Genomic DNA, 25,690 nt, shown 5'->3' with positions numbered 1-25,690 from the left:
AAGTGGCGCCAGGCTGCCATTAGGCAGCCTGGCGCTTACGCTCCGGCTTCGAAACATGCCTGACGGCGGATGCCGGGGCTAAAAATTCGCCCGAACATGACATCAATTTGAAGAGGCTCGTCCAAAATCCTCTCCTCCCGAGGTAACGCAAAGGTCTCCCGAGGGAGAGGGCCTTCGCGGCTCTGCGCGAAGGGGTGAGGGCTACGGCTGTTCGGCTTTCGCTCCTCTTCCGAACGTACGGGCAGGTCCCCGTGCCTGCCCGGCCTTTGGCTCGACAGACCTCGCCATAAGGGCCGGTCCCCGCACCGGGGCAACCATCCGCTGCGGCGGACCCCTACGAAATCCGAGACCCTCCCACCCGCCACATGGCTCACCAACCCAACCGCACTTCCCTCTGCGTCTTATCCATTATCTGCGTTCATTTCCTACGGCGTCGCCGCGCACCTGAAGCCGACGTGCCCCGTCGAGCTGTCCGGCGTCACCGACGTACGCGCCGCCACGCGGTACCTGTTGCAGTACGATACGTGGCACAGGTACGATCCCCCCTTCGTCACCCTCGCCGTTCCGTGGTCGGGCCCCACCGGGTCCACACGCGGCCCCGTGGCCGGGTAGTCGCGACTGAACCAGTCGGCGCACCACTCCCACACGTTGCCGGAGGTGTTGTACAGACCGTATGCGTTGGGTTCGAATGACCTGGCCGGGGCGGTCCCTGCGAAGCCGTCCTCCATAGTGTTGCGGTAGGGGAACTTGCCCTGCCAGACGTTGCACATGTGCTTGCCGCCGGGGGTCAGGTCGTTCCCCCACGGGTAGCGCTTCTGCTCTAGCCCGCCTCGCGCCGCAAGCTCCCACTCCGCCTCCGTGGGGAGCCTCTTGCCCGCCCACGCCGCGTAGGCCGAAGCATCGTTCCACGTGACGTGCACCACAGGGTGGTCCGGCCTCGTCGAAATGTCCGAGTCCGGCCCCTCGGGACTCTGCCAGCTTGACCCGTCTACGCGCCGCCACCACGGCGTCTGCGCAACGGCCTGTGTGACGGCCTTGCGTGTCTCATTGGAAACGAACAGGTGGAAGACATACGACCACCCGAACCGCTCGGCCTCAGTGACGTATCCGGTCGCCTTCACGAACTCGGCGAACTGCTCGTTTGTCACGGATGCCACGTCAATGTAGAACGGCTTTACGGTTACTTTCCGGACGGGTCCTTCGCCGTCCGCGGGGTGGCCGTCGCGGTCCTTGCCGCCCATCAGGAACTCGCCGTCCAGCTTCACCATTCCCTCTCGGGAGGTTGTGCGCGACTTCAACGCCAGCATCAACGGGTTTGTGCCCGTCGCGTGGAGCGCAGCGCCGCCCCGGCCGGGAGCGCAGCACGGCGCGGCGGGGGAGGGGGCGTCCGTATGTTTCGGTTCGTGAGTCATGCTTCTGGGATGCATCCTGCTTGCTGCATCTGCTAGATCGCGATACTCTCCGGCGAAAAGGCCCCCACCGCCATTCGGCTGAGCTCTGCAATCAGCTCAACGGCCTGCTTGCTGTGCTCGGGCTCCTTTGCCAGCGTCAGCACCGAGACCACAAGCGGGCCCGTTGGCAGCAGCACAATACCCACGTCCCCCTGGATGCGGTTGCTACCGCCTATCTTGTGCGCCACTACCACGTCCGGCTTCAGCCTGCCGGGTATCTTGGTGCGCGATTGGCAGTCCTTGAGCATCTCCATCATCCCCCACGAGGCCTGGGGCGAAACGACCTGCCCGTAGTAGGTGCGCTCCAGGAGTACGCCCATATCGCGCGCTGAGGTGACGTTGTTGGCGAGGGTGCGGGCGTAGGCGATGCTGTCGGGGTTGGGGCGCATCGACTTCCCCTTCTCGCGCATCTTCTCGTCGGACTCCCGGCCCGGCGTGTCCACCATGTCCCGCATTGAGTAGTGCCACGCGCCCAGCGTCATCGTCGTGGCGGTGTTCAGCAGCCCCATCGCCTTCATCGTGGCGTTGATATTGGCCGTGCCAAGCAGGCCAATCAGCATGTCCGTCGCCATGTTGTCGCTGACGGTGATCATAAGGCGGCAGTAATCGCGTAAAGTCAGCGTCGGCGGGTCCTCGGCTGAGCTCAGCACGCCGGTTCCGAGCGCTGAGATGCCGCTGGGCAGTGTATGCCGGTCGTCCAGCGAAAGCTTGCCCTCGCGCGCCTGTTTGAACAGATCCACCATCACCGGCATTTTGCAGATGCTGGCGGTCGGCATGATCCAGTCGGCGTTCCATGCGTGGCACGCCCCGGAGGCCAGGTCCTTCACATAGAACCCAACCCGCCCGTCAAACGACGCGGCAAGCGCATCCATATCGGATTGAGGCAATCTTCCCATGTGCTCCCTCTGGCCAACTACCAACTACTAACTACCAACTACTTTCTTTCCACACTTTCCGGCGAGAACGCCTCCACCGCCATCCTGCTCAGCTCAGCAATAAGCTGAACTCCGGCGCCGGTCTTGATATCGTTCGCCAGCGCGAAAGCCGAAATGACGAGCGGGCCGGAGGGCAGGAGGACGATGCCCACATCACCCTGGACGCGATTGCTGCCGCCGATCTTGTGCGCCACAACAACGTCAGGCTTCAGCCGGCCCGGGATCTTCGTCCGGGCCTGGCAGTCCTTCAGCATCTCAAGCATCTCCCACGATGCCTTCGGACTCACCATCTGGCCATAGTATATGCGCTCCATTATGACGCCCATGTCCCGGGCTCAGGCCACATTATTCGTGAGCGCGCTCGAGTATGCCGGGTTGTCCAGCGAGGGAGGGCTCTTCGCGAACACCTGAGCGAGGACCCTGTCCTTCTCCGGGGAGGGCTCGCCGGTGATCCCGGCGTAAGAGTAGTGCCATGCGCCCATCGTCATTGAGGTGCGCGTGTTCTGAAAGCCCATCGACTCCAGTGTCGCGTTGATCGCATCTGGTGTCAGGAGGTTTATGAGCACGTCGGTGGCGATGTCGTCGCTGACGGTTATCATCAGGCGGCAGTAGTCGCGCAGCGTCATCGTCGGCGCGTCCGCCATAGAGCTCAGCACCCCGCTGCCGTGGCGCGATATCTTGCCCGAGAGGGTACGCCGCTCATCGAGGGACAGCGTCCCCTCATGCGCCCGGCGGAACAGCTCCAGCATCACCGGCACCTTGCACACGCTCGCCGTCGGCATCGGCACATCGGGGTTATAGCTGTGGGACGACCCCGTCGCCAGGTCCTTCACCCAGAAGCTCGCCTTGCCCTCAAACGCCTTCGTCAGCGCATCCATATCTCTTATCGGTAGCATTTCTGTCCTTCGAAAGTTATCCGCAGATTACGCAGATTTCGCAGATTATTTCGGACGCCAGTATGGCAGGGGTGAGGCATGGACGGTGCTTATCGTAGGGGCGTTCTATGAACGCCCTGGTTGGTTACGATTACGGTTCTACCAACCGTATACCACGCCGTCGAGGGAGTTCATAGAACGCCCCTACCACGATCACACCTCCACCTCTACAGAACGCCGCACGCCACACAAAATAATCTGCGTAATCTGCGGACAACTTCCTCTCTTAATTCACGCTTTCGGGCGAGAACGCCTCCACCGCCATGCGGCTCAGCTCCGCGATCGTCTGCACGCCGTTGCCGCCGCGGTAATCGTTGTGTCGGGTCAGCATGCAAATCACCATCGGCCCGCTCGGAAGCAGCGCTATCCCAACGTCACCCTGGATGCGGTTGCTCCCGCCAATCTTGTGCGCCACCACGACGTCCGCCTTCAGCCTGCCCGGGATCTTCGTGCGCTGGTCGCACATCTTGAGCATCTCCAGCATCTCCCACGAGGCCTTCGGGCTCACCATCTGCCCGTAGTAGATTCGCTCCATGATCGTGCCCATGTCCCGGGCCGATGTGACATTGTTCGTGAGGTCCTCGGTGTAGTTGACGTGCTCCGGCCCCGGCGGCGTCTTCGTGATGAACTCCGTCAGCGTGCGGTCCTTCTCGTCGGAGGGCTCTCCGGAGAGGCCGGCGTACCGGTAGTGCATTTCGCCCATCAGCATCGGCATGGCGGTGTTGCGGAGCCCAAGCGATCTGAGGTTTGCGTTGACATTGTCCAGCCCCACGACCTTCGCCAGCTGGTCCGTCGCCATGTTGTCGGACTGCGCGATCATTATGCGGCAGTAGTCGCGGAGGCTCAGGACCGGTTGGCCGGTCATCTGGCCCATCGTCCCGCCGCTGAACTTCGAGATGTCTTTGAACAGGGGATACCGGTCGCCGAGGGAGAGCTTCCCTTCCTGCGCCTGCTGGAAAAGCTCCAGCATCACCGTAACCTTGCAGATGCTCGCCGTGGGTATAGGCCTGTCGGCGCCGTACTCATGGGCCGCGCCCGTCGCGAGGTCCTTGACGTAAAACCCGACCACACCCTTGAACGCGGATGCTGCCGCGTCCATCTTCCTCGCCGGAAATGCACTTGCCGGAAAAGCCTTCTTCGTCTGCGTTGCCACGTTCTCTCCACACCTGCGGGCCGCCGCCGCCCGAATTCACGGCGAGTGTATCCACACGCGCCGCACGTGTCAACGCGCGCCAACCTTTCGCCGCCCTCAGGGATAGTAATATTGAGGCAAGTTCACAAGTCCAACGAATGCGACCGCCGAGGGCAACCTATCGTGCAGGAACAAGAGGCAATATCCCGCCTCAAGCAAGGCGACATCGGCGGACTCGAAGAGCTGGTGCGGCGGCACCAGAACGAGGCGGTGCGCGCCGCCTATCTGATAGTGCGCGACCTCGCCACGGCAGAGGACGTCGTCAGCCACGCCTTTCTCAAGGTCCGCGACAAAATCGTGCAATTCGACGATTCCCGACCGTTCAGGCCGTGGTTCATGCGGATAGTCGTGAACGACGCGGTGAAGGCTGCGACGCGCTCATCACGCGAGGTCTCGATGGACCGGGAGCTGGCGATGGCGGAGTCCGCGCTGGCATCGGTTGCCTCGGATGGCCTCGGGCCGGAGGATGAGGCCGTGCGCGAGGAGTCGCGGCGGGCGATTTGGGCCGCGCTGGGGGAGATGCCGGCGGAGCAGCGCGCGGCGGTTGTGATGAAGTATTACCTGGAGTTGAAGGAGACGGAAATTGCTGCGCGCATGGAAAGGCCGCAGGGCACGGTGAAGTGGCTGCTCCACCAGGCGCGGAAGCGGCTCCGGCCTGCCCTGGCGCCGCTGCGGGGAGATGGAGATTAGCCGCAGAGAACGCTGAGAGAATGCAGTGGGGAAGGGAGGGAGTCTTCCTCCTCTCCCCGAGGGAGAGGCCATTGGCCGCTTTGGGCCAAGGGGTGAGGGCTATGGCTGTTCGCCTTACCCCTCTCTCTGAAGAATGTCCTGTCCGAATAGGACTCCGGACTCCTTCGGAGAGGCTCTGCGAAGGATCGGAGAGAGGGTCGGGGATAGAGGTCGGATGGGCGCCGGCCCTGCAAGCACCAACCTCGATCCAGCAGCCGTAGCCCTCACCCCTTCGCGCAGAGCCGCGAAGTCCCTCTCCCTCGGGGAGAGAAGAAATGCATTCCCGTGCCGCGCATGTAGTTGAGGAGGCGACCAATGTCGGAGCGCTATGACGTATCGCAGATAAAAGGCACGCTGGCGGCGCAGGCCGAAGCGGATGTGGCCCCCGTGGACCTGTGGCCGCGCATCGCCGTGATGGCCGGGGCGTCCGGGGGCGTGGTATCGCGGCGGCGGGTGTCGCGGTTGGCGTGGGCGGCGATGGCCGTGTTCGGTCTGGCGCTGTTGAGCGGTACGGCGTACGCCGTGGAGCCGGTGCGGCAGGCGGTGGAGCCTGTGCGCAAGTGGTTCTTCGGGAGCGCAAGGGGCGCGCAGGCGGTGGAGGAGTTCGGGCTGGCGCACCCGGTGGGGGTAAGCCAGACAGTGGACGGGGTGACGATGACGGTGGACTACGTGTATGTGGACGAGGAGCGCGTGTTCATCGGCCTGCGGGGCAGTGCGCCGCACGGTCTCGCGCCGGTGACGCGGAACGTGTGGCTGGCATCGGAGGGAGAGACGCGCTACGTCTTCCCACACGAGCGGACGGAGCCGAAGCCGCCGGACGAGGCGACGCCCGTGCCCGGCACGGGCGGCAAGCTGAGGGTGACGAGAGTGATAGTCAGCGGCCAATCCGGGCGCGAGGTGGCGGACCCGGCGTTCATTACGGAGACGCCGACGCCGGGGATCAGCGACTGGTGGATATCGAGCGAGTGGGGGGAGTCCAACGGCGTCGCGATGCTCAGCTTTACGTCGAACTCGAACATCACGGTCTACAACACGTTGCCGATGCACCTTCGCTTCTACGCACGTCTGGCTACGCCGGACGTGAACGTTTGGCAGGCCTTCGTTAATGGGCCGCTGGCGGAGCGTGCGTCGGAAAGCTGCACGCCGGACGGCTGCATCGTGGGGCCGTTCGACTTCCGGTTCGATGTGCCTGTCACGGGAGGCCCAGAGATTCCCATCGGGCAATCGGAGACGGTGAACGGGCAGACGGTGGAGCTGCGGCGCGTTTACATGCGTACGCAGACCACGGGCGTCGTCCTTGCATTTACACCGCCTACTTCGGAGAACTGGGCGCCGTCCGCTGCGCTGCAGACCTCCTGGGGCGCGACGTACGCGGCCGGCGGCGGACAGTCGATGTGGTCGCCGGACGGCAAGCGATCCTCCGTGACGTCACTCGGCAACGGCGAGTGGCTTTTCGAGGTGACTCACGTCGGAGTTGGGAACGGGCAGCAGTCGTTCACGGTGACCTCCCTGGAGGTGTTGGACGTGACCGGCACGGTCACAAAGCGCATCGAAGGGCCGTGGACGTTCGAGTTCGAGACGGTGCGCCCGCGCCTTGGAGCCTACACAATTGTGGACGGAGTGAGGCGTCAGGCCTACGTGGGCCAGGTGATCGCGCAGGGGACCAAGCAGCCCAACGGCATCTGCTCCGTTCCGCCAATAGGCATGAGCGGCGCAAGCGACGGCAGCATCGCCGTCGCTGTGACTGAGGAGTGCGAGGTGGTGGTGATAAAGATCGGCGGCAGCGCGAGGGCGACGCAGCCCGGGACCAATGTGGTCACGCCGGTGTGGCGGACGCCGGAGGTGGCCTATCCGGAGGGGAGGTGACGGGGAGAATTATGAATGATGAACTATGAAGTATTAAGTGGGAGAGCGGGGAGGCAGTAGTTAGTAGTTGGTAGTTGGTAGTTAGCCAATCCAACAGCTGGCTGTTCGTCTGGCCAACAACCAACTACCAACTACCAACTACCCACTACCAACTACGTCCTTCCCTTCAACATTCAGAATTCTCCCCTACTCCCACGCCTCCCCCCACCACTCCGTGGGCCAGCTCTTCGCGCCGCCGTACTCAAGCTCCGGATGCCACATACTGCGCGGCGCCATCGTCAGCTTGCGCGTGTTCGCCATGTCCAGCTTCGCCGGAAGGGGCGATATGACCCCGGGGTTGCCGATGACCAGGCTCCGCGGCGGGATGTCCTTGGTCACCACCGCGCCGGCGGCGATGAAGCTGCGCTCGCCGATGGTCACGCCCGGCAGGATGGTGCAGCCGCCGCCGATCATCACGTCGTCGCGCACCGTCGCCCCGCGCGGCGTCGGCATCGGGTCGCGGCGGCCGGGGTATTTGTCGTTCAGGAACGTCACTCCGGGGCCGATAAAGACGTGGTCGCCGATCCACGTGCGCGAGGGGATGTACACATGCGACATCACCCGCACGCCTGTGCCGAAGCGGACGATGCCCTCCAGCGTCGTCTGGTTCATGATGACGCAGTAGTCGCCCATCTTCACCAGGGCGCGGATGACCGAATAGTAGCCCGACTGGAAGTAGTCGCCTATCTTCACGTCGCCGTATATGACCGTGCCCTTGCGGAGCATCGCCCCCTTACCCAGCGTGGCCCTTCCGCAGCCGTCCTGGTACCGGAACCCCACCATCACGTCCGGCTCAATAATCGCCCCCTCGCCGATATAAGCGTTGTCGAACTGCGATACGTCCGTGGTAGCGTCTACGCGGCCGATGGTAGACATGGCGTGTGCCTCCCTGGGGGTATGGTTTGGGGGCACTATAGCAGCCTGGCGGCTAATTTGCCTGCTATAATCTGCGCCATCTGCGTAATCTGCGGATAACATCCTCCCCCGGGAGCGCCATATGCCGTCCATCGATGCAGTCCTGGACCTCGATTCAACCGCACAGGCGGAGCTCGTCCGCAAGAAGCAGGTCAAGCCCATCGAGCTCGTCGAGGGCACTATCAAGCGCATCGAGAAGGTCAACCCGAAGATTAACTCTGTGGTTATTGAGATGTACGACCACGCGAGGGAGATGGCGAAGGGGCCGGTACCGTCCGGCCCGTTCGGCGGCGCGCCGTTCCTGCTGAAGAACTTCCTGGCCGAGTACGCCGGGACGCGCTTCACGGAGAGCGTCTCGGTGCTGAAGGACTATGTTTCGACCGTGGACACGGAGCTGGTGAAGCGGTACAAGCGGTCCGGCGTGATAACGGTTGCGAAGACGAATATACCCTCAATGGCGCTGGGGGTGACGACGGAGCCGGTGATGTACGGGCCGACGCGGAACCCGTGGGACGTCACGCGCATCGCCGGCGGCAGCAGCGGCGGCGCTGCGGCGGCCGTCGCCGCGGGCCTCGCCCCAATGGCCCACGGCAACGATGCCGGCGGCTCCATCCGAATCCCCGCCGCGTGCTGCGGCGTGTACGGCATGAAGCCCAGCCGCGGCCGCAACCCGCTTGGCCCGGCGTTCGGCGACCTCTTCAGTGGAATGGTCGCGGAGCACGTCCTCACCCGCTCGGTCCGCGACAGCGCGATCATGCTGGACGCGACGCACGGCCCGGATGTCGGCGACCCCTACCAGGTGCTCCCGCCGTCGCGGCCCTTTGCGAAGGAGGTCGGCGCCGACCCCGGCGAGCTGCGCATCGGCTTCTCCGCCACGACGCCGCTCGGCACGCCCATGCACGCTGATAACGTGGCGGCCGTGCGCGACGTCGCGAAGCTCTGTGCTGACCTGGGCCATAACGTCGAAGAGGCGATGCCGAAGTACGACTACGAGGGCTACTGGAAGTCGTTCACGTCGATGCTCGCGGGCGGCTTCGCGTGGGCGGTCGATGGGCTGGAGAAGCGCACCGGCAAGCCGCTGAAGAAGGGGGATTTCGAGCCGTTCTTGTGGGCGATGCTGGAGCGCGGCCGCAAGATCAACGCGCCGGAGTACCTGCGATACGTGGAGGACGTCCAGCGCGGCTCAAGGGAGATCGGGCAGTTCTTCAAGAAGTACGATATCTGGCTCATGCCGACGGTCGGCACGCCGCCGCCGCCGCTGGGCACGTTCAAGTACACGGAGGGCGAGGACCCGTTCGAGCTGCGCCGCCGCATGGCCCACTTCTCGCCGTTCACGTACATCACGAACGGCACCGGCCAGCCATCGGTCTCCATCCCCCTCTACTGGAACGCGCAGAACCTGCCTATCGGCCTCCTCCTCGCCGCCCGCATGGGCGATGAGGCCACCCTCTTCCGCCTCTCCGGCCAGCTTGAGCAGGCCCGCCCCTGGGCCGGCCGCAAGCCGCCGGTGTGGGGAGGGGAGTGATTCGGCATCAAAGTGAAGGACAGACTGGCATGAACACCTACGTCGTGCTGTTGCGCGGCGTTAATGTCGGCGGTAAGAACCCGGTGGCGATGGCGGGGTTGAAGAAGTGCCTGGAGGGCGTTGGGTTCCTGAACGTTTCGACCTATATCGCGAGCGGCAATGTGATACTCCAGTCGGAGTTGCCAGCCAGCGAGGTGAAAGTGCGGATTGAGGAGGCGTTGCCTCGGAGCTTCACGCTCGACAGCGAGCTAATCAAGGTCCTCGTGCTGACCCGCGCTCAGATGAAGGCGATCATCGATAACAGACCCGAGGGGTTCGGTGATGAGCCGAGTAAGTACCACAGCGATGCGATCTTCCTGATAGACATCGATGCCGCCGATGCCATGTCTGCGTTCAAGGCTAGGGATGGGGTGGATACCGTGTGGCCGGGGCGAGGTGTGGTTTACTCGCAGCGTTTGAGCGCGCTGCGCACTAAGAGCCGTCTCAACAAGGTGCTGGAATCGCCGTTATACAAGTCGATGACGATCCGCAATTGTAACACCGCGACCAGGCTGCTGGGCTTGCTGGAAGCGATGGAGTAGGAGAGCGGTGTGAGTTTACAAGCGGTCCTTGACGTGGTGGCGCACAAGGCGCCGGCCGACTTGCGGGACGCCCTCGTGGCAGACGCCGCGGCGCTGGAGAAGTGGGGAGACATCACGCCGTTGGCGCGCAACGAGTGGATCTGCTGGGTGGAATCCGTCAAGACGGCGGAAACGAGGGCGGAGCGCGTGCCGAGAACGGAGTCGGAGCTCAGGGAAGGGATCCGCCGCCCGTGCTGCTGGATGGGCTGCGTGCACCGGACGGACAAGCCGATGAGCGCGTCGCAGAAGTGGGTACTGAGCAGGGGGGGGGGGAAGCAGTAGTAGAGCGTGGCGAGTGGTGACTTGAACAGATAGGGATGGGATTAAGAACACAGGGCGCGCCTTTATCCTCCGGAGGTACCATGCCTAACGCGACCATCGAAGTGAAATGGCGGTATACGGCCGCCGAGGAGGAGGCGATTATCGACGCTGTTCATTCTGCGATGGTGGTGGGGTTTAAGATACTTGAGTGGGACCGGACGCTGCGACTCGTCGTCCACGAACCTCATCGTTTTCCAACGCCTCCAGGCGAGTCGGACAGATATACCCTGTTAGATATAGACCTCATCGCGGGGCGGTCGCTCGCGGCCAAGAAGGCGTTCTACCAGGCGGTGGTGCAGAACCTGTCGTCGCTGGGAATCCCTGCGACGGACGTCAAGATACTCCTCAGGGAATCACCGCTGGACAACTGGGGAATACGAGGGGGTGTGCCGGCGTCGGAGGTAGACCTGGGCTTCAAGGTGGATGTGTGAGGCCACAATTATGGATGATGAATTATGAAGTATGAAGTGAACAGCCGGGGCCTTCGGCTCGAACATTCATCATTCATAATTCATCCTTCATAATTTGCCCTCTTCCCATCCCCTGATCTCCCTCAGCGCCCTCGCCATGCGCTCGCGGAGCTCCTGGGCGCGCTGGGGCGTCCACTCGTAGAAGCCTTTGCCGGACTTGATGCCCAGCTCACCGCGCTCCACCAGGCCGTTGACCAGCGGTGAGACCTCGCGCGAGGCGTCTATGTCCGGCAGCACCTGTTTGCCGATGGACTGCCACACGTCCGCGCCGGCGGCGTCGAATATCTCGAAAGGCCCTGCAGCCGCCAGCCTGCGGCCGATGCTGCCGCGCACCACCGCGTCCACCTCCTCCGGCGTCGCTATGCCGCGCTCCACGAGCGATAGGCACTCCCGCGACAGCGCCGCCTGGATGCGGTTGGCGATGAACCCGGGGACCTCCTTGCGCAGCACCACCGGCGTCTTGCCTATGCGCAGCATAAGCGCGTGCACAGTTGCCACGGTCTCGTCAGACGTCTCCGGCCCGCGCACAATCTCCACCAGCGGCACCAGGTACGGCGGGTTGAAGTAGTGCGCGACCAGCAGCCTGTCCGGCCTCTTCACTGCCGCAGCCATCCTGCTGGGCATCAGGCTCGATGAGTTGCTCGCGAAGATCGTCCGGGGAGGGCAGATGCCGTCGAGCTCGGCAAAAAGCTTCCGCTTGGCCTCCAAGTCCTCAGAAATCGCCTCGATGACAAGATCGGCGTCCTCGGCCACTTCGCGCAGCATTGTCCCGGTCCTTGTCCGCGCCAGCACCGCCGCGGCATCCCTGACACCAAGCGTCCCCAGGTTGCGCCCTATGTTCGCCCGCGCCGCGTCCAGCCGCTCCTGTGAAACATCGTGCAGCGCAACCTTAAGCCCAGCGGTCGCCATCTCTTGCGCGATCCCGTGCCCCATGAGCCCCGCCCCGATTACGGCCACACGCCTGATCTCTTGCACCATTTGGACTGGTTCCTTTGTGCGCTCACACTGAAAATAGGCGCTTTACGGTTCGAAGACACGAACCTTTGGACCCCTGGTTCGTTTATACTTGAACAACGGCCTCCCAAAGGCCGTACTCTTCAAGGAACGCTGTGTCCATGATGTCTCGAAGGGACGGGCATGATGCCAACGGTGGGGAAGGCGCTCAGACGAGCCCATTGACTTTCAGCACCTCGGGCAGCAACGACATTCGCAAATGGGCGCCCGTGAGGACCGCGACGACCCGCTTACCGGCCAGGTCGGCCCGGTGGGCAGCTACTCCCACAAGTGTGGACGCGCCGGAAGGCTCCACCATCACCTGCTCAAGCTCCATCAAGCTCTTGACGGCCGGTAGCAGCTTCGACTCCTCTACCATCCAGATGTCGTCTACCAGCGGGTCCAGCTCCCTCGAAATCTTCGGTATCGGCACCCGCACGGCCAGCCCGTCAGCGTAGCTGTCTATCGGCGTCGCTGTGTCCCAAGGCTTCCCCCGCACCGCGTACGCCATTGAGGGTGCTCCGGTGGGCACCAGCCCTATGATGCGCGTGCGCGGAGACTCCGATCGGAAGACCTGCGCCATTCCTTTCATCAGCGAACCGTTTCCAATGGGGATGACGGCGTAGTCCCACTCCATCCTCTTCTCCACGATCTCCGTGGCAATCGTCGCCGCGCCGTACGCCATCTCCTCGATAACTCCGTCCTCCCAGAACGCCGCTCCCACACGCGCCGCCTCCTGCCGCGCCCACTCCTTCGCCGCGTCGAAGTCGTGCCCCTTCTTGATGACCGTCGCGCCGAAGACCTCCATCTTCTCGACCTTCGAAGGCGTCACCGTCTCTGGCGCAACAACGGTCACCTTGATCCCGCGCCGCTTCCCCGCCAGCGAAATCGCCTGGCCGTAGTTGCCTGCCGAAGGCACATACACGCCCTTCGCTCCGATCTTCCCGGCCAGCGCCTCCACCGTCGCCAGTCCGCCCCTGAGCTTGAAGGAGCCGATGGGGGAGCACTGCTCGTGCTTGAGCCACAGTTCCACGCCAATCCGCCGTCCGATAGTGCTCGCCGGCAGGAGCGGCGTCGGCGCCCACGTCTCGCTGCTGAGCGCCTTCTTTGCCATCGCAATTCCGCGAGCCGTGTCCGCAGAGAGTGCCACAGGTAGTCTCCAGATAGGGTATTGTATTAGTAAGTGGGGGGAATTATAGCACACGGTCGGGCCGTCATCAGGAGGCGAAATGGCGGATGCTGCTCTCGTTGCCGATATCGGCGGGACTAATCTGCGCGCGGCTCTCGTGGACCGCGAGGGGAAGATACTCTCCCGGCGGGCGACGAGGACGGACGTGAAGTCCGGAGGGACCCGCATGCTCGACCGCCTGATGGCGGTCTTGAAGGAGACGGCTGCCGATTCCGGCGGCTCGTTCGCAGGCATCGGCCTTGCCGTCGCGTCCCCGACCGACCCTTCCACCGGCACGCTCTACAACCCGCCAAACCTCCCGGACTGGGACGGGTTCTCCCCTATGGAGGCGCTGACACGGGAGTATCCCGGAGCGCGCATCATCATTGGCAACGACGCCAACCTGGCCGCCCTGGCGGTCCACCACTTCGGGCAGGGCAGGGGACTCAGGAACGTCATCTATATGACGGTTAGCACCGGGATAGGCGGCGGCATCATCATCAACGGCGAGATGTATGAAGGCTCGCGCGGGTTTGCCGGGGAGTTCGGCCACATTGTCGTTCTGCCCAACGGCCCAAAGTGCCCTTGCGGTCGCACCGGCTGCCTGGAGGCACTGGCTAGCGGCACGGCCGTGGCGCGCAGCGCCCAGAAGCGCATCATCGCCGGGGAGCCCTCAACGCTGGCAGGCAAAGGACCGGCCTCGCGGATCGACGCTGTGGCGGTGGCAGCGGCGGCGGAGGCGGGAGACGCTCTGGCAAAGCAGGTGATAGATGAGGCCGCGTACTATCTGGGTATCGGTATCTCGGTCGTGATCAACTCGTTCGACCCGGACATCGTCGTAATCGGCGGGGGAATGTCGAACTCGTTGGATCTGCTGAGAACAGGGATAATGGAGCAGGTGAAGCGTCACGCCATCGCGGACAGCGCGCACCCGGTGCCCATCGTGAAGTCAGACCTAGGCGACGACATCGGCCTTCTTGGCGCAGCCGCAAAAGTCTTCGGGGAATTATGAAGTATGAATTATGAAGTATGAAGTGAAGGCCTTCGGATCGATCCTTCATCCTTCATAATTCATAATTGCCTTCTTTCACTGGCTATCGAACCTGAACCCCAGCGGGTCGTCGTCGAACTCCAGCTCTTTGAGAGCCGTCTTGGCTGCCTCTTCCAGCGTGTCGTCCCCCAGCTTGGCGCACCGCAGGAGCGCCTGCTTGGCCAGCGGGCCGCCGATCTCGCCTAGCGACTGGATGGATGCAAGCTGGACCTGGGCGTCCGTGTCCTGCACGAGGCGGATGAGATGCGGGACCGTCGCCTCCTCACCGATCAGCCCGAACGCGCAGGCACATTCATAGCGGATCTCCGGCAGCTCGTGGTGCATCTCGTCCAGTATCGTCGGCAGCCACTTGGTGTTGCCGCTCTGTCCCATCGCGTAAATGGAGCTCTGCTTGAGCTTGATGTCCCCGCTGTGGTACGCGTCCCGGATGATCTCGTCTATCTCCGGCACGTCGAAGCTCGCGACGGCCTCAATAGCCCTTCGCCGGACCTCGATATCCTCGCCCTGCCGGTTGATGACCGCCATGAGCGCGTCCTTGATCCTTTGCGCGTCGCGGCTCATTAGCTTGCCCTCCCGGGCGAGCGTCGCAAAACGTCGCAGGGACATGCACGCGGCGGCCCGAACGGTTGAAGCGGGGTCGTCCACCATCAGCCCGATCAGCGGGCGGATAACCGAGCGGTCGTCGCAGTCCCACAACCCCTTTGCGGCCCGCTCGCGCACCCCTGGGTCCTTGTCCTCCAGGCACGACATGAAGATCGCGGAGAAGTCGAGCTCCAGGTTGTCTTCCGACAACTCGATCAGCTTCCCCATGATCTCCATGTTCCGGTCCTGTGGCACAGCAGGCCACGCCACCCTGAACTCCACTACCTCTTCAGGAGTGAGCCCGGAAAGCAAGAGAAGCTCCGAATATTTCACGGGCTTCTCGGTGTCGCTCATTTCCAGCAGCAAGTCCTTCAGTGTCACAGTCATCCGCCCGTTGCTGTTTGTTTTGGAACGAGACGTTGTGGAATTCCCCCGCCACGGTTACTATCATAACGTGCGATAAGTTGCTATGGAAGTCCCGCCCAGATATGACGAAAACCGCCGCTCCCGCGCGCCGTAAAGGCCCTCCACGGCCAAAGTACCGGCGCGTTGGCCCCAGTGCCCCGGAGGTAATGACCGCCCTGGGCAAAGTCTATGGCCCCTTCACATGGGAGCCGCGCTACGACGCCGCCTCAGAGCTCGTGTACACCATCCTGTCCCAACACACATCGGATGTCAACTCTGAGCGCGCATTTCACAACCTGATGCGGCGTTTCGGCGCCCTGGACGCCGTCGCGGACGCGCCCGTGAGCGAGATCGAAGACGCCATCCGCTCAGCCGGCCTATTCCGTGTCAAAGCGCCGCGCATCAAAGAGGTGCTCAACCAGGTCCGCCAGGAGGTCGGCTCGTTCGACCTTTCCTTCCTTGGTGAGATGCCGCTCCCGGAGGCCAAGGCATGGCTGAAGCGCCTCAAGGGAATCGGCCCCAAGACGGCCGCAATCATCCTCTGCTTCTCGCTGGGTATGCCCGCGATGCCGGTGGACACGCACATCTACCGCGTGTCGAAGCGCCTCGGCCTCATCGGGCCCAGGGTGACCGCTGACCAGGCGCACGACATCCTTGAGCCAATGGTCCCCGCCGAGGATGTCTTCGCCTTCCACCTCCTTCTCATCAACCACGGCCGCCAGGTCTGCAAGGCCCCGCGCCCCCGCTGCGAAAAGTGCGTCCTGAACGACGTTTGCCCTTCGAGCGAGGCCGTGGGCGAATGAATTCGCCGCTGGGCGCGCGTACATCGCGGAGCGATGTACGACGCTCCGCCGCGGCGGATCCGCCTTCGCGGACGGTACGATGCTCCAGGCGTTCTTTATTGTCCGCCAAGGCGGACATCCGGCGACGTGGCCTGCGGAGCAGACCACGCGCCCACAGCGGCGAATTCATTCGCCCACGGCCCCATCGCCAACGGCCTGCTTTTCCACCCAACGTGCATCATTCTTTCTTCACTAGGCGAAACTTCTACCTGTCAAATAATCGCACGCGCAATCTTGTTGAGCGCCGGATTGCGCGTTATACTTAACAAATGCCCGCGGAATAGGGAAAAAGATAGCAGGCGGCAGTCAGCAGTCGGCGGTCAGCCAGGCAGGAGCCTGAGACAGCCACTGGCTCACGGATTGGCCGACTGCCGACTGCCCACTGCTCACTACGGCTCCGGAGGTCTGAATGGTCAAGGTCGGAATCATAAACGTGACAGGCTATGCCGGCATGGAGCTTGCGCGTATCCTGAGCCGACACCCTGAAGCCACCATCGCCTCCGTCACCGGCCGTAGCCTGGCCGGCAAGCGCCTCTCTGACGTGCTTCCGCACCTGGCAGGACTTGACATGACGATCACCGAAGAGGTGACCGGTAGCGTGGATGTAGTCTTCTCCGCCCTCCCTCACCAGGCGAGCGCGCAGAAGATCGCGTCGTTCTTGGGCAAGGGCGTGAAGGCGGTTGACATCAGCGCGGACTTTCGCCTGAAGAGCCTGCAGGAATACAAGGAGTGGTACCACGCGGACCACCCCTGCCCGGAGCGGCTGGAAGAGGCCGTTTACGGCCTGCCGGAACTCAACCGGAAGGAGATATCCTCAGCCGCTCTGGTAGCCAACCCGGGGTGCTACCCAACGGCATCGATTCTGGCCCTCGCGCCGGCCATCAAGGCCGGGATCATCGAGCCGGACGTTATTATCGACGCGAAGTCCGGCGTTTCAGGGGCTGGGCAAAAGGCCGAGCTCGGCTACCTCTTTTCCGAGGTTAACGAGAACTTCCGCGCCTACTCCGTGGACGGCCACCGCCACATGCCGGAAATAAGGCAAGGCCTCCAGGCCGTCTCCGCCGGCGCGAAGGTGGATGTCACCTTCATGCCGCACCTGGTCCCAATGACTCGCGGCATCCTTGCCACGTGCTACGCAAAGCTCAGGCCCGGCTCAGTGGGGCAGGGTGAAAAGGCGGCGGTCGATATCCGCGATCTCTACAATTCGTTCTATAAGAATGAGCGGTTTGTGCAGGTGGCGGGCGCTCCGCCGGCGACAAAGCAGACCCTTGGCGCGAACACCTGCGTGGTGTACCCCACGCTGGACCCGCGCGCCAATCGGCTTATCGTCATCAGCTGCATAGACAACCTTGTGAAGGGCGCCGCCGGCCAGGCCGTCCAGAACATGAACCTCATGTTCGGCCTGGAGGAGTCTGCAGGACTCCGGCAGCTCGCCCTGTACCCTTAGCGCTCTTTTTGTGACCGATTTTTGAACTATTCAGGAGACTGCCGGTAAATGAAGATCTCGTTGAAGAAACTGATACTAAGGATTATCATCGGCATCGTCGCTTTCGTGAGCGCGTGCACGACGGGCCTGTTTGGATGGGTCGCCGTCGATACGAAGACCTCTGCCGACGCCGCGAACGAGTTTCTACTGAAGCTCGCCGAGCGCCGCCTCGATGAGGCGTACGCCGGTACCTCGGCCGACTTCCGTGCCTCGCAAACGTACCCACAGTTTGAGCGAACGCTTGAGCTTATCGGCCTGCCGCTTACCTTCCAGATGGACCCGTGGAGGGACCGCACGCTGGAGCAGGACTACATCTCACGCATCCGCGGCGAGGTGACGGACCTGGGCGGCACCGACGTCCCGTTCACAGCTCGCATGGTAAAAGAAGGCGGGCAGTGGAAGGTATGGTCTTTCACAGACAGTAACCGCCTGGACGTCGGCGCGGGCGCCTGGTTCCAGCAGCTCCCGTACATCGAAGAGATGGTCGCCATGTCCCAGGAAACGATCAAAGACTTTCGTCTAGCCGTTGAGAGCGGCGACTTCACGGAGTTTCATGCAACGATGTCCCGAGCCCTTACAATCGGCATCAATGCTGAACGGTTTACCCAGTCTTACAAGGAATACATCGAGGCGGCGCCCGACCTTACAGGTATCGAAGAGCTCGAGCCGGTGCTGCTTTACAACCCCACGATATCTGAAACAACCATCGGCTTCACCGGCGGCGTCGAAGGACAGGAAGGCGTCGCCATTGACGATGTCTTCGTTATGGAAGGTTACTTCCCAACGGAGCCCCTGCCGGTGCCTTTCATGTTCCGCTACCACTACGAGCACCCGAACTGGTACCTGGTCCAGTTCAAAGTGGAACAGCCCACCATCAGGTACCTCAGCCCGCAAAACTGCTTGCAGTGGCTCCTGCGCCAGGGCGACAAGAACCTGGACCAGTGCTACGACCAGCGGATATACGAGGATATGTTCCAGGGCACCAGGCGGTAGAAGGCCGGCGGCATTTGACTGAACAAAAGGGACCCCGAGCTCGGGGTCCCTTTTGTTCGCGATTGCCGATTCCGTAGCTACGGGTTAGAATAGAGCGTCACACCTCTCGCCCCCATCGTCTAGTGGACCAGGACAACGGCCTTTCAAGCCGTCAACACGGATTCGAATTCCGTTGGGGGCACCACAAACACCGCATGTCCCACGACCAGATCAAGAAGGCTGTACAAACCGGCTGGGACCACATGTCCGGCCCTTACCAGTCCCGCGCCCGCATCTCCCTCGAAGACATCCACTACGGCCCTCTCATCCCCGGGGAGCGAGAGTACCGCCTGCTCGGCGACGTGGCGGGCATGGACGCGCTGGAGCTGGCCTGCGGCGCCGCCCAGAACGCCGTTGTACTGGCCAAATGGGGCGCGCGCAGCGTCGTCGCCATGGATATCTCCCCCGGCCAGGTCTCCTTCGCGCGGGACCTCTGCAAGCGAGAGCGCGTCTCCGTCCACCTCCTTCGCGGCGACATGGAGAAGCTCTCCATGTTCCGGGATTCGCAGTTCGACATAGTCCTCTCCGCCAACGGCTGGGAGTACTTGCCGGACCTGCCGGGCTGCCTGCGGGAGTGCAGTCGGGTCCTCCGCCCGGGCGGGAGGCTCGTTGTTTCTACCGTCCATCCGCTGGGGGCGTTCGAGTGGGACGAGGAGGAGGGCGCCTTATTCGTAACTGACTACTTCAACCCGCCCGTGGAGGTCTGGGAAGAGTACCCGGAAGAGGGAGGCCATCGCGGGCTCACGTTCTTCCACACGATCGACGAGATGTTCGTCTCGCTGGCAGCCGCGGGCTTTGCCGTGGAGCGCATAATCGAGCCGTACCCGGTGGACAGGGAAGCGAAAGGGGCCTCGCATCGCGAGGCCCCTTATACGGGAGATATGTGGGACAAAGAGTACGACCGCTTCTGCCGCGTGCCCTTCAACATCATCTACTCTGCCCGCAAGGCAGGGTAGGGAGTTAGTCTATCCTCAAGTCCAGGAGCTGCCTTATCCTGTCACGGTCAGGGTGCTCACCGTATACTACCAGGTAACGGTCCTTGCCGAAGTAGGCCTCCGTCGTCGTCAGCACGTTCATGGGCCAGAACCCCGAGCCGGCGGTGATAATCCGGCTTACGGCTTTCTCGCCCTCTTGCCTGCCGCCTATTGTGCCGAACTTGTAAATCACCACCCTGCTGCCGTTCACGTCTGCCCCCTGGGCGGCCTGGGCGCCGACGTACACGACGTTCTGCTGGGAAGCGTTTGTCACGTAGTACCCGTTCTCCTGGAGCATGGCGGCGATGTCCGGACCCTCATCGCGGCACCCGGCGACAAACACGAGGACGAGCATCGCGATCAGAAGGCCCTTCAGGCCACGATTTACAGCGAAAGGCACTTGGATCTCCTGGGTCTGGTCTTGTTCGACCGGTGAAAATATACGTATCTAGTACTGTAGATTGGCCCGTGGCTTCCGTCAAGACTGAATGGCATATAGTTGTCTTGACACCTAATCGGCGTAACCATATAATCCGAAAATCCAGCAGGTCCGTACCGCGTACGGAAAGACGGTTGCGCCGTCCTCGCAAGGAGCCGTTTGTTGAGAAAGCTACTCCTCCTTGTTTTCGCGATTTTGGCTATTGTGACGGCCGGGTGCGACAACACCGTCGACCTCCCGCCCCCGACTCCGCAGGCCGGACAGATCACCGCAACGATTATCGACAGCGTCCTGCCCACGCTCAACGTTAAGGTTGGTTCCGTCGTGGCTTTCCGAAACCGCGACGAGCTCCCCCATACGGCAACCGCGGACGATGAGTCCTTCACCACCGGCCCTATACATGAAAACGACCTCTCAGGCGATGTCAGCTTCACCAGAGTCGGCACTTTCAACTACCACTGCGAATTCCACCCCAGCATGACGGCGACAATCAGGGTAATGGAGTAAACCGAGCGCTATTCGGCCCCCGGCCCAAGTTGCGTTTGGGCAAAAGTTCGATACCTCGAAGAACTAGGTATCTTGTCATGGCGTTGGATGTTATACTAGGTTCCATGGCGTTCAAGTCGGCGGCACTCTGGATGTCCCCCATAGGATGAGACAAATGTGGTCCTGGTCCCGAGCACTTAAGTTAGCGGTGGGCGTAGTGTCTGCCGTCGGCATCATGGGAGCAGTCGCGTGCTCCGGCGGGCAAAGCTCGCCAAACCTGCCCAGCGGCAGCGTCCCCCAGGCGGCTATCGGCGCAGACTACCCGGTCATGCCGCCGCTGGTCAATCCGCAGGGCGACTACGTCGCCAAGCGGCTTCAGCCCGGTGAGTACCCGGACTACACCTGGGACGGCCCCCACCCAACGTCATTCAACGAGTCTCCCCAGTCTGCTGAGCTCGTGAAGCAGGGCAAGATCCTGCCTCTCGAGCAGCGCCTCCCGGTTCCAGAAGACGTGCTCGTCATTCCGGCGGACGATGAGATAGGCGCTTATGGCGGCACCATGCGCGTCATATCCGTCGCGCTGAATGACCAGACAATGTCGTCCTCCTCCTGCTACGGCCGGTACGGCGACGGCATCAACCCCGTGGTCCATATCTGCAAGGGCTTCGACCTTAGCGCGGACGGCCGTGTGTACACCTTCACAATGCGGCGCGGAATGCGGTGGTCGGACGGTTATCCCCTCACCATGGAGGATGTCCGCTTCGCCTGGGAGGAGCTGAACTTCAACAAGGACTACACTCCCAAGCTGCCGATCGTCTTCATCGACAACGTTACCGGCAACCCTCCCAAGTTTGAGATTATCGACGACGTCACGTGGCGCCTCACATTCGACACGGCAAACTACACCGTCATCGAGTCCAAGAGCGCGGCCGTATTCTCTGGCACGAAGAACTGCTCCGGCGGCAACCCGTGCTATTATACCGCTTCCCACGTGTACAAGCGCTTCCACCCGAAGTACGGCGATGAGAAGGACATCCAGCAGCTGATGCGCTTCCACGGCCAGCCGGACTGGACGAAGCTGATGAAGACGATGCAGCTGAAGCGCACGATGACCGGCATCCCCTCCATCCCGGTCCCGACTGTTTACGATCCCAATTACATCTACAAGGGCGAGCCGTTCGGCCCGTACACCGGCGCCTACGTCGTCAAGTCGCTCTCTTACGCCCTGAACGTGATGGTGAGAAACCACTACTTCGCGGGCGTGGACCCCAACGGCAACCAGCTCCCCTACCTGGATGGGGTCCAGTCGTTCATGGTGGAGAGCCGCGAGGTGGCCGCGTTCCGCAGTATGAACGGCGAGTCTGAGATGAACAGCGCGGACCTGATTCTCTCTGAGCTGCCCCTGTATCTGGCCAACATGGAGAAGGGCGACTACTCCCTGTACATCTATCGCGCCCCGGCCGGCGCAGACTCCAACCTTTCGATCAACCAGGAGTTTAGCGAGGACGCAGAGCTAGGCCAGCTGCTCCGCACTCGCGAGTTCCGCACGATACTGTCACTCGGCTGGAACCGCGCGGCAACCAACGAGACGGTGATGGGCGGCCTCGGCACCCCGCAGAACTGGGTCCCGCATCCCTCGACCGCGTACTTCCCGGGTACTGAGTACCAGTTCCTTGACGTTGGGCATGACATCGCCCGCGCCAAGCAGATGCTGGCCTATCTCGGCTATACAGACAAGGACGGCGACGGTTACGTAGACCGCAAGGACGGCAAGGGCGCCCTGAGCCTTTACCTCGAGTCGGACAGGGTGCTGTACCCGATAGCCAACCTGCTCCAGAAGGACTGGAAGGACATCGGCATCCGCTTGGCTATAAGAGAGGGCATCCGCGCCTTCACCGCGGCGGAGAAGAATAAGCAGTACTTCGGCATGAGCACGGACTTCTACGGCGTAAACCCGTGGCAGGTCGAGTGGACGCGCCTCGTCCCGCTCGTCAAGGGCCACCCGCTCGGCCCGTCCGTCGGTGAGTACTACCAGTCCAGGGGCCGCGGAGGCATGGCGCCGGATGGCCCCAGCCCGCTGTACCAGCCTCCCGCGAAGGAGAACACCTATCCGATCGACGTGAGCGGAAACCTGCAGAAGCTCCAGGACCTCTGGACCAAGGGCCGCACCTACGGGCAGTTCAGCCCGGAGAGGACCGCAATCGGCAGGGAGATCTTCGCGATCACTGCGACCGAGAAGTACAACATCAACGGCCTGGCCTACACGGGCATCACCCGCGGCATAGCCTTGAAGCGCAACAACTTCAGGAACGTGCCCAGGAACCACGCCCCCACGGGCTTCGGCGGCTTCACAGACGCCTACTACTTCGAAGACGGCATCGACAACGTGCACCACACGGGCAACAAATCGAAGAAGTACAAGTCAGTCAGCTTCCTGGACGCCGAATACTGGCAGTAACAGACGGCTAAAGTCAGCGAAAGACGGTCGTTGAAACGATGAGAAAAGGGGTCCGGTCCGAACAGGACCGGGCCCCTTCTTGTTGTAACGGGTCTGTAATGCCGTTTCGGCCCGCATGTAACTGAAGCGTAACGCATCAGGGTGATAGAAAACCGTACGTAGATACCTGCTCCGGGAGCCCCTATGTACGGACGTCGCCTCTCCCGCCTCCTCAACGGCGGCACATCGCGCCTCATCGTCGTCGCCGCTGCGTGCGCGGCCGTTGCCGCTGCCGGTTGCGCCACCCCAACCGCCGCCGCATTACGTACCGTCCCATTAGAAACACCTGCCGCGGACGCCGCTTCTGCGTACAATGTGACAAACACGTACGTGTTTTTCGTTCACCCACCCGTAGCGCCTGTCGTCGACAGCGCAGCCTCGGCGGGCGCTGCTGCATCGCCTCTGCCGGAGGGAGGCGAACACAGCAAAATTGTGGGCATTGGGCAGCCCGACACTGTGCCCCCATCCAGGCTCGACATGAGCTCTGCTTAAGCGGGCAAGACGCCGCTGCTGGCGGCCCCGCAGGCGTCGTTCGAGCAGCTTCAAAAGGCGGCGCGGCTGCCGGACCTTGAGCCGCATGCGCTATCCGGCTGGGGAGCGCCGCTGGACATTGTTGTGGGGCCTCGGCTTTCGGTCAGGTCCGGGGTCCGGAACGCGGGCGGCGTCAGCACTGCCTCGGAGGTGGCTGTGAGGCTCCTGCTGAACGGCGAGGATCTGGGCACCCAGTGGCTGCCGGGGCTGCCTTCGATCTCGCCTGCCGGCTCGCTTGACTGGAGCGCATTCCTAGAAGGGCGGGATATCCCAGCGGGGGAACACACGCTGACGGTGATCATCGACCCGGACAATACGATCGAAGAGAGCGACGAGGAGAATAACTCATACACCGCCACGTTCCTCCGTCGCGAGGACGGGCGAGCAGTCGCAACGGCATCGACGGCGCAGGTCGAGGTACGAGCTCCGGTGGCGCCGGCCCCTCTGACCATGCCGAACCTCGCGCCTGGCTGGGTGCACGGTTGGGACGGCCCGATCATCGCCTCGGCAGAGCGCGGCACGTTTCTCGATAGCGCGCTGTTCCCGGGAAACAAAGTGTTTGTGGATGTGCTGGCAAGCAATCTCAGCACCGTCGACGTGCCGGGCGGCTTCGCGGTCGACCTGTACCTGGATGGGGCGCTCGTAAAGACGTTCAAGTTCACGGGGACGACGGACGGGTGGTCGGTGGTATGGCAGGAGGACTGGCCCGGCCTGACGACCGGCAGAACAATCCCCAACGGCCTGCACACGCTAACGATGGTAATAGACCCTGGCAACGCGGTGCGCGAGGCGGACGAGACCGACAACTCTTACAGCAAGGTCTTCTTGTGGGGCGCGTCCGCTCGCCCAAACTCGACACCCAGCAGCTATGACGACGAATCGATCAGGGTCCGGCTGGAGGCGATTGCGGGGCTTATGGAGATGCGCGTCAAGGCAGTGGACGGCGGCCGGGACAACGCGGTGTCGGAGATCGTTGATGCCGCGGATGCGGGGTACTACGCGCTGACGGGCAGGACGATGGAAGATGAGCGCGCCGTCCCGCTGCTACTCTCTCACGAGGCGTTCAGGGCATGGGTGGACGCTGAGTTCAACGACGTTTTTGCGATCAGCGATACTCTGGACTATCCGGGCGTGCTGGCGGCGAGGGAGAAGATCAAGCAGTCGGCGCTTGGCTACAAGACCCGCGGGTTCGAGAAGGTGTAAGTTGTCGTCGACGCCGAGCGCCCTGTCCCGAAAGTGCTCAACACGCTCGTGCACGAGCTGGGCCACCTGAGGCAGGACGTCGTCAGTCCCGCGCTGACCGTTGCGCCTCGTTCGCACGAGCTGAGCGGGCTGCTTGAAGCACAGGCCCAGCAGTTCGAGCGCGCCTTCTGGGCGGTGGTGTAAGAGCGGACAGGGACGAGGTACTCAGCGTATCCGGACATGCCCGTTATGCGCACCGTCATCGATAGCCAGGTGGACGCCTGGGCGCGCGGCGCAGAGCGTGCCGAGCACCTGCTGGGCTACCTGTTGCAGTGGATCGCCGTACTGAAGACGCCGGTGCTGGCGGACCAGCGGGCCGAGCTTTTGCGGGAGGGCGGACTGAGCGCGGAATCGGCGATGGCAGTCTTCAACCACCTGGTGGAAATACCGCCGGGGATGGTGATCGAATACGTTGGGAAGGACAGGGGGAGTATTGTATCCGAGCTTCCCGGGATCAAGCGGCTGGCGGCGCGGAGGCTGGTTGCAGGGCTGCCACCTGGAGACGAAGGTCCCAGCGTGCTGCGGAATTCCGGGTTGTTAAGCCCGTGAAGAGGTTATCCGCCCTCATCGGTCCCGATGGAATCGGGACCATCTCTCCTGTCCGCCGCGCGGTCGACGGGAGAGGAACAAAGCAAACAGCCGAACAGCCGGGCAGGTACGGGGACCACCTGCATCAACTAATTCGATTTCCGAGCATGCGAATCTCGGTCTAACGGCCTTGTAAGATAAAAAGAGACTGGCTGATGTATAAAATGTGAGATAGCGCGGCAGGCCGATCAGGCCTTGGTCCGACATTGTCGAGACCGTCCTTCAGCGAGGCCGCCGCGCAAATCACCTTACAGATCCCGAACAGTTGCCTGAGCGTCATTAGTGACAGCTCGCTTCCGCAAGGTAGGGACAGAAAGGGACATCATGGCCAGTCAGAGTACATTTATCGGTATCGATGTCTCAAAAGCAAGTCTTG

Annotated in this window: 26 protein-coding genes and 1 tRNA gene; 17 read left to right on the top strand and 10 right to left on the bottom strand. The window is 62.7% G+C overall.

Translation table 11 applies throughout. The annotated features are described in order from the left end of the window. Positions 1 to 425: 425 nt before the first annotated feature. The 5 genes from FJ319_09705 to FJ319_09685 form a co-directional block, all read right to left on the bottom strand. On the bottom strand, positions 426 to 1,412 hold the full coding sequence (locus FJ319_09705) for a formylglycine-generating enzyme family protein (GenBank protein MBM3934561.1): 987 nt from the start codon (positions 1,410 to 1,412) through the stop codon (positions 426 to 428). A 32-nt stretch (positions 1,413 to 1,444) separates the two neighbouring features. Further along, positions 1,445 to 2,347 carry a serine hydrolase gene (locus tag FJ319_09700; protein MBM3934560.1) on the bottom strand — a complete coding sequence of 301 codons (903 nt, stop codon included), beginning with the start codon at positions 2,345 to 2,347 and terminating at the stop codon, positions 1,445 to 1,447. Between the two features lie 38 nt (positions 2,348 to 2,385). Then, positions 2,386 to 2,712 (bottom strand): serine hydrolase, encoded by a 327-nt coding sequence (locus FJ319_09695; GenBank protein MBM3934559.1) that lies wholly within the window; start codon positions 2,710 to 2,712, stop codon positions 2,386 to 2,388. Positions 2,713 to 2,721: 9 nt separating this feature from the next. After that, on the bottom strand, positions 2,722 to 3,282 hold the full coding sequence (locus FJ319_09690) for a serine hydrolase (protein ID MBM3934558.1): 561 nt from the start codon (positions 3,280 to 3,282) through the stop codon (positions 2,722 to 2,724). Positions 3,283 to 3,547: 265 nt separating this feature from the next. Beyond that, positions 3,548 to 4,474 carry a serine hydrolase gene (locus tag FJ319_09685; protein ID MBM3934557.1) on the bottom strand — a complete coding sequence of 309 codons (927 nt, stop codon included), beginning with the start codon at positions 4,472 to 4,474 and terminating at the stop codon, positions 3,548 to 3,550. 162 nt (positions 4,475 to 4,636) lie between these two features. Here FJ319_09685 and FJ319_09680 point away from each other — a divergent pair, with 162 nt between their 5' ends. Continuing rightward, positions 4,637 to 5,203: an RNA polymerase sigma factor gene (locus tag FJ319_09680; GenBank protein MBM3934556.1), complete on the top strand. Its 567-nt coding sequence runs from the start codon at positions 4,637 to 4,639 to the stop codon at positions 5,201 to 5,203. A gap of 354 nt (positions 5,204 to 5,557) precedes the next feature. Next, positions 5,558 to 7,108, top strand: coding sequence for a DUF4179 domain-containing protein (locus FJ319_09675; GenBank protein MBM3934555.1), 1,551 nt, complete (start codon positions 5,558 to 5,560; stop codon positions 7,106 to 7,108). A 186-nt stretch (positions 7,109 to 7,294) separates the two neighbouring features. Here FJ319_09675 and FJ319_09670 read toward each other — a convergent pair whose 3' ends face one another. Further along, positions 7,295 to 8,254, bottom strand: a complete 960-nt coding sequence (locus tag FJ319_09670; GenBank protein ID MBM3934554.1) for a hypothetical protein — start codon at positions 8,252 to 8,254, stop codon at positions 7,295 to 7,297. Here FJ319_09670 and FJ319_09665 point away from each other — a divergent pair. The 4 genes from FJ319_09665 to FJ319_09650 all read left to right on the top strand — a co-directional run bounded on the left by FJ319_09665 (position 8,145) and on the right by FJ319_09650 (position 10,959). Then, entirely contained in the window at positions 8,145 to 9,587 is a 1,443-nt protein-coding gene (locus tag FJ319_09665) for an amidase (protein ID MBM3934553.1), read from the top strand. The genes FJ319_09670 and FJ319_09665 overlap by 110 nt on opposite strands. 29 nt (positions 9,588 to 9,616) lie before the next feature. Then, the gene (locus FJ319_09660) at positions 9,617 to 10,168 is read left to right on the top strand and encodes a DUF1697 domain-containing protein (protein ID MBM3934552.1); all 552 of its coding nucleotides are present in this window, start codon (positions 9,617 to 9,619) and stop codon (positions 10,166 to 10,168) included. Positions 10,169 to 10,177: 9 nt separating this feature from the next. After that, a complete protein-coding gene (locus tag FJ319_09655) occupies positions 10,178 to 10,489 on the top strand; it encodes a YdeI/OmpD-associated family protein (GenBank protein ID MBM3934551.1) in 312 nt (103 codons plus the stop codon). Between the two features lie 80 nt (positions 10,490 to 10,569). Further along, a complete protein-coding gene (locus FJ319_09650) occupies positions 10,570 to 10,959 on the top strand; it encodes a tautomerase family protein (protein MBM3934550.1) in 390 nt (129 codons plus the stop codon). 87 nt (positions 10,960 to 11,046) lie between these two features. On the opposite strand, the gene FJ319_09645 is transcribed toward FJ319_09650, so the two are convergent. Further along, a complete protein-coding gene (locus FJ319_09645; GenBank protein MBM3934549.1) occupies positions 11,047 to 11,976 on the bottom strand; it encodes a 3-hydroxyacyl-CoA dehydrogenase family protein in 930 nt (309 codons plus the stop codon). Positions 11,977 to 12,160: 184 nt separating this feature from the next. Then, positions 12,161 to 13,348 carry a pyridoxal-phosphate dependent enzyme gene (locus tag FJ319_09640; protein MBM3934548.1) on the bottom strand — a complete coding sequence of 396 codons (1,188 nt, stop codon included), beginning with the start codon at positions 13,346 to 13,348 and terminating at the stop codon, positions 12,161 to 12,163. Here FJ319_09640 and FJ319_09635 point away from each other — a divergent pair. Further along, positions 13,221 to 14,171, top strand: a complete 951-nt coding sequence (locus FJ319_09635; GenBank protein ID MBM3934547.1) for an ROK family protein — start codon at positions 13,221 to 13,223, stop codon at positions 14,169 to 14,171. The two genes, FJ319_09640 and FJ319_09635, sit on opposite strands and share 128 nt — an antisense overlap. Before the next feature lie 75 nt (positions 14,172 to 14,246). Here the strand turns inward: FJ319_09635 and FJ319_09630 are convergent, their stop codons facing one another. Beyond that, complete coding sequence (locus tag FJ319_09630; protein ID MBM3934546.1) at positions 14,247 to 15,179, bottom strand: HEAT repeat domain-containing protein; 933 nt, start codon at positions 15,177 to 15,179, stop codon at positions 14,247 to 14,249. A gap of 101 nt (positions 15,180 to 15,280) precedes the next feature. Between FJ319_09630 and FJ319_09625 the strand changes: the two genes are divergently transcribed. From FJ319_09625 to FJ319_09605, 5 genes are all read left to right on the top strand, one after another. Then, a complete protein-coding gene (locus FJ319_09625; GenBank protein ID MBM3934545.1) occupies positions 15,281 to 16,000 on the top strand; it encodes an endonuclease III in 720 nt (239 codons plus the stop codon). Between the two features lie 448 nt (positions 16,001 to 16,448). After that, a complete protein-coding gene (locus tag FJ319_09620) occupies positions 16,449 to 17,486 on the top strand; it encodes an N-acetyl-gamma-glutamyl-phosphate reductase (GenBank protein MBM3934544.1) in 1,038 nt (345 codons plus the stop codon). 48 nt (positions 17,487 to 17,534) lie between these two features. Next, positions 17,535 to 18,518: a hypothetical protein gene (locus tag FJ319_09615; protein ID MBM3934543.1), complete on the top strand. Its 984-nt coding sequence runs from the start codon at positions 17,535 to 17,537 to the stop codon at positions 18,516 to 18,518. Between the two features lie 108 nt (positions 18,519 to 18,626). Beyond that, a tRNA-Glu gene (locus FJ319_09610) sits at positions 18,627 to 18,702 on the top strand. A 10-nt stretch (positions 18,703 to 18,712) separates the two neighbouring features. Next, complete coding sequence (locus FJ319_09605) at positions 18,713 to 19,513, top strand: class I SAM-dependent methyltransferase (GenBank protein MBM3934542.1); 801 nt, start codon at positions 18,713 to 18,715, stop codon at positions 19,511 to 19,513. A gap of 4 nt (positions 19,514 to 19,517) precedes the next feature. On the opposite strand, the gene FJ319_09600 is transcribed toward FJ319_09605, so the two are convergent. Further along, the gene (locus FJ319_09600; protein MBM3934541.1) at positions 19,518 to 19,931 is read right to left on the bottom strand and encodes a hypothetical protein; all 414 of its coding nucleotides are present in this window, start codon (positions 19,929 to 19,931) and stop codon (positions 19,518 to 19,520) included. 201 nt (positions 19,932 to 20,132) lie between these two features. On the opposite strand from FJ319_09600, the gene FJ319_09595 reads away from it, so the two are divergent. The 5 genes from FJ319_09595 to FJ319_09575 all read left to right on the top strand — a co-directional run bounded on the left by FJ319_09595 (position 20,133) and on the right by FJ319_09575 (position 25,275). Continuing rightward, positions 20,133 to 20,477 (top strand): hypothetical protein, encoded by a 345-nt coding sequence (locus tag FJ319_09595; GenBank protein MBM3934540.1) that lies wholly within the window; start codon positions 20,133 to 20,135, stop codon positions 20,475 to 20,477. Positions 20,478 to 20,622: 145 nt separating this feature from the next. Beyond that, a complete protein-coding gene (locus FJ319_09590) occupies positions 20,623 to 22,914 on the top strand; it encodes a hypothetical protein (protein MBM3934539.1) in 2,292 nt (763 codons plus the stop codon). Positions 22,915 to 23,097: 183 nt separating this feature from the next. Beyond that, a complete protein-coding gene (locus tag FJ319_09585) occupies positions 23,098 to 23,445 on the top strand; it encodes a hypothetical protein (GenBank protein ID MBM3934538.1) in 348 nt (115 codons plus the stop codon). 195 nt (positions 23,446 to 23,640) lie between these two features. Then, positions 23,641 to 24,687, top strand: coding sequence for a hypothetical protein (locus tag FJ319_09580; GenBank protein MBM3934537.1), 1,047 nt, complete (start codon positions 23,641 to 23,643; stop codon positions 24,685 to 24,687). 219 nt (positions 24,688 to 24,906) lie between these two features. Beyond that, positions 24,907 to 25,275 carry a hypothetical protein gene (locus tag FJ319_09575; protein MBM3934536.1) on the top strand — a complete coding sequence of 123 codons (369 nt, stop codon included), beginning with the start codon at positions 24,907 to 24,909 and terminating at the stop codon, positions 25,273 to 25,275. The last annotated feature ends 415 nt before the right edge of the window (positions 25,276 to 25,690 follow it).

Source organism: SAR202 cluster bacterium, from assembly GCA_016872355.1.
Taxonomy (GTDB): Bacteria; Chloroflexota; Dehalococcoidia; order Lucifugimonadales; family VGZY01; genus VGZY01.
Note: the sequence above shows the minus strand (reverse complement) of the source record. Positions and strands in the feature narration are given on the sequence as shown.

Excerpts from the sequence above, each read along its gene's own strand:
- FJ319_09635 (MBM3934547.1), top strand. The coding sequence starts at position 13,221 with ATGGCGGATGCTGCTCTCGTTGCCGATATCGGCGGGACTAATCTGCGC.
- FJ319_09575 (MBM3934536.1), top strand. The coding sequence starts at position 24,907 with ATGCCCGTTATGCGCACCGTCATCGATAGCCAGGTGGACGCCTGGGCG.
- FJ319_09645 (MBM3934549.1), bottom strand. The coding sequence starts at position 11,976 with ATGGTGCAAGAGATCAGGCGTGTGGCCGTAATCGGGGCGGGGCTCATG.
- FJ319_09700 (MBM3934560.1), bottom strand. The coding sequence starts at position 2,347 with ATGGGAAGATTGCCTCAATCCGATATGGATGCGCTTGCCGCGTCGTTT.
- FJ319_09605 (MBM3934542.1), top strand. The coding sequence starts at position 18,713 with ATGTCCCACGACCAGATCAAGAAGGCTGTACAAACCGGCTGGGACCAC.
- FJ319_09675 (MBM3934555.1), top strand. The coding sequence starts at position 5,558 with ATGTCGGAGCGCTATGACGTATCGCAGATAAAAGGCACGCTGGCGGCG.
- FJ319_09695 (MBM3934559.1), bottom strand. The coding sequence starts at position 2,712 with ATGGGCGTCATAATGGAGCGCATATACTATGGCCAGATGGTGAGTCCG.
- FJ319_09630 (MBM3934546.1), bottom strand. The coding sequence starts at position 15,179 with ATGACTGTGACACTGAAGGACTTGCTGCTGGAAATGAGCGACACCGAG.
- FJ319_09670 (MBM3934554.1), bottom strand. The coding sequence starts at position 8,254 with ATGCGCTTGATAGTGCCCTCGACGAGCTCGATGGGCTTGACCTGCTTC.
- FJ319_09615 (MBM3934543.1), top strand. The coding sequence starts at position 17,535 with ATGAAGATCTCGTTGAAGAAACTGATACTAAGGATTATCATCGGCATC.
- FJ319_09590 (MBM3934539.1), top strand. The coding sequence starts at position 20,623 with ATGAGACAAATGTGGTCCTGGTCCCGAGCACTTAAGTTAGCGGTGGGC.
- FJ319_09705 (MBM3934561.1), bottom strand. The coding sequence starts at position 1,412 with ATGACTCACGAACCGAAACATACGGACGCCCCCTCCCCCGCCGCGCCG.
- FJ319_09620 (MBM3934544.1), top strand. The coding sequence starts at position 16,449 with ATGGTCAAGGTCGGAATCATAAACGTGACAGGCTATGCCGGCATGGAG.
- FJ319_09640 (MBM3934548.1), bottom strand. The coding sequence starts at position 13,348 with ATGCGGGTCCCTCCGGACTTCACGTCCGTCCTCGTCGCCCGCCGGGAG.
- FJ319_09690 (MBM3934558.1), bottom strand. The coding sequence starts at position 3,282 with ATGCTACCGATAAGAGATATGGATGCGCTGACGAAGGCGTTTGAGGGC.
- FJ319_09650 (MBM3934550.1), top strand. The coding sequence starts at position 10,570 with ATGCCTAACGCGACCATCGAAGTGAAATGGCGGTATACGGCCGCCGAG.
- FJ319_09665 (MBM3934553.1), top strand. The coding sequence starts at position 8,145 with ATGCCGTCCATCGATGCAGTCCTGGACCTCGATTCAACCGCACAGGCG.
- FJ319_09585 (MBM3934538.1), top strand. The coding sequence starts at position 23,098 with ATGTACGGACGTCGCCTCTCCCGCCTCCTCAACGGCGGCACATCGCGC.
- FJ319_09625 (MBM3934545.1), top strand. The coding sequence starts at position 15,281 with ATGACGAAAACCGCCGCTCCCGCGCGCCGTAAAGGCCCTCCACGGCCA.
- FJ319_09660 (MBM3934552.1), top strand. The coding sequence starts at position 9,617 with ATGAACACCTACGTCGTGCTGTTGCGCGGCGTTAATGTCGGCGGTAAG.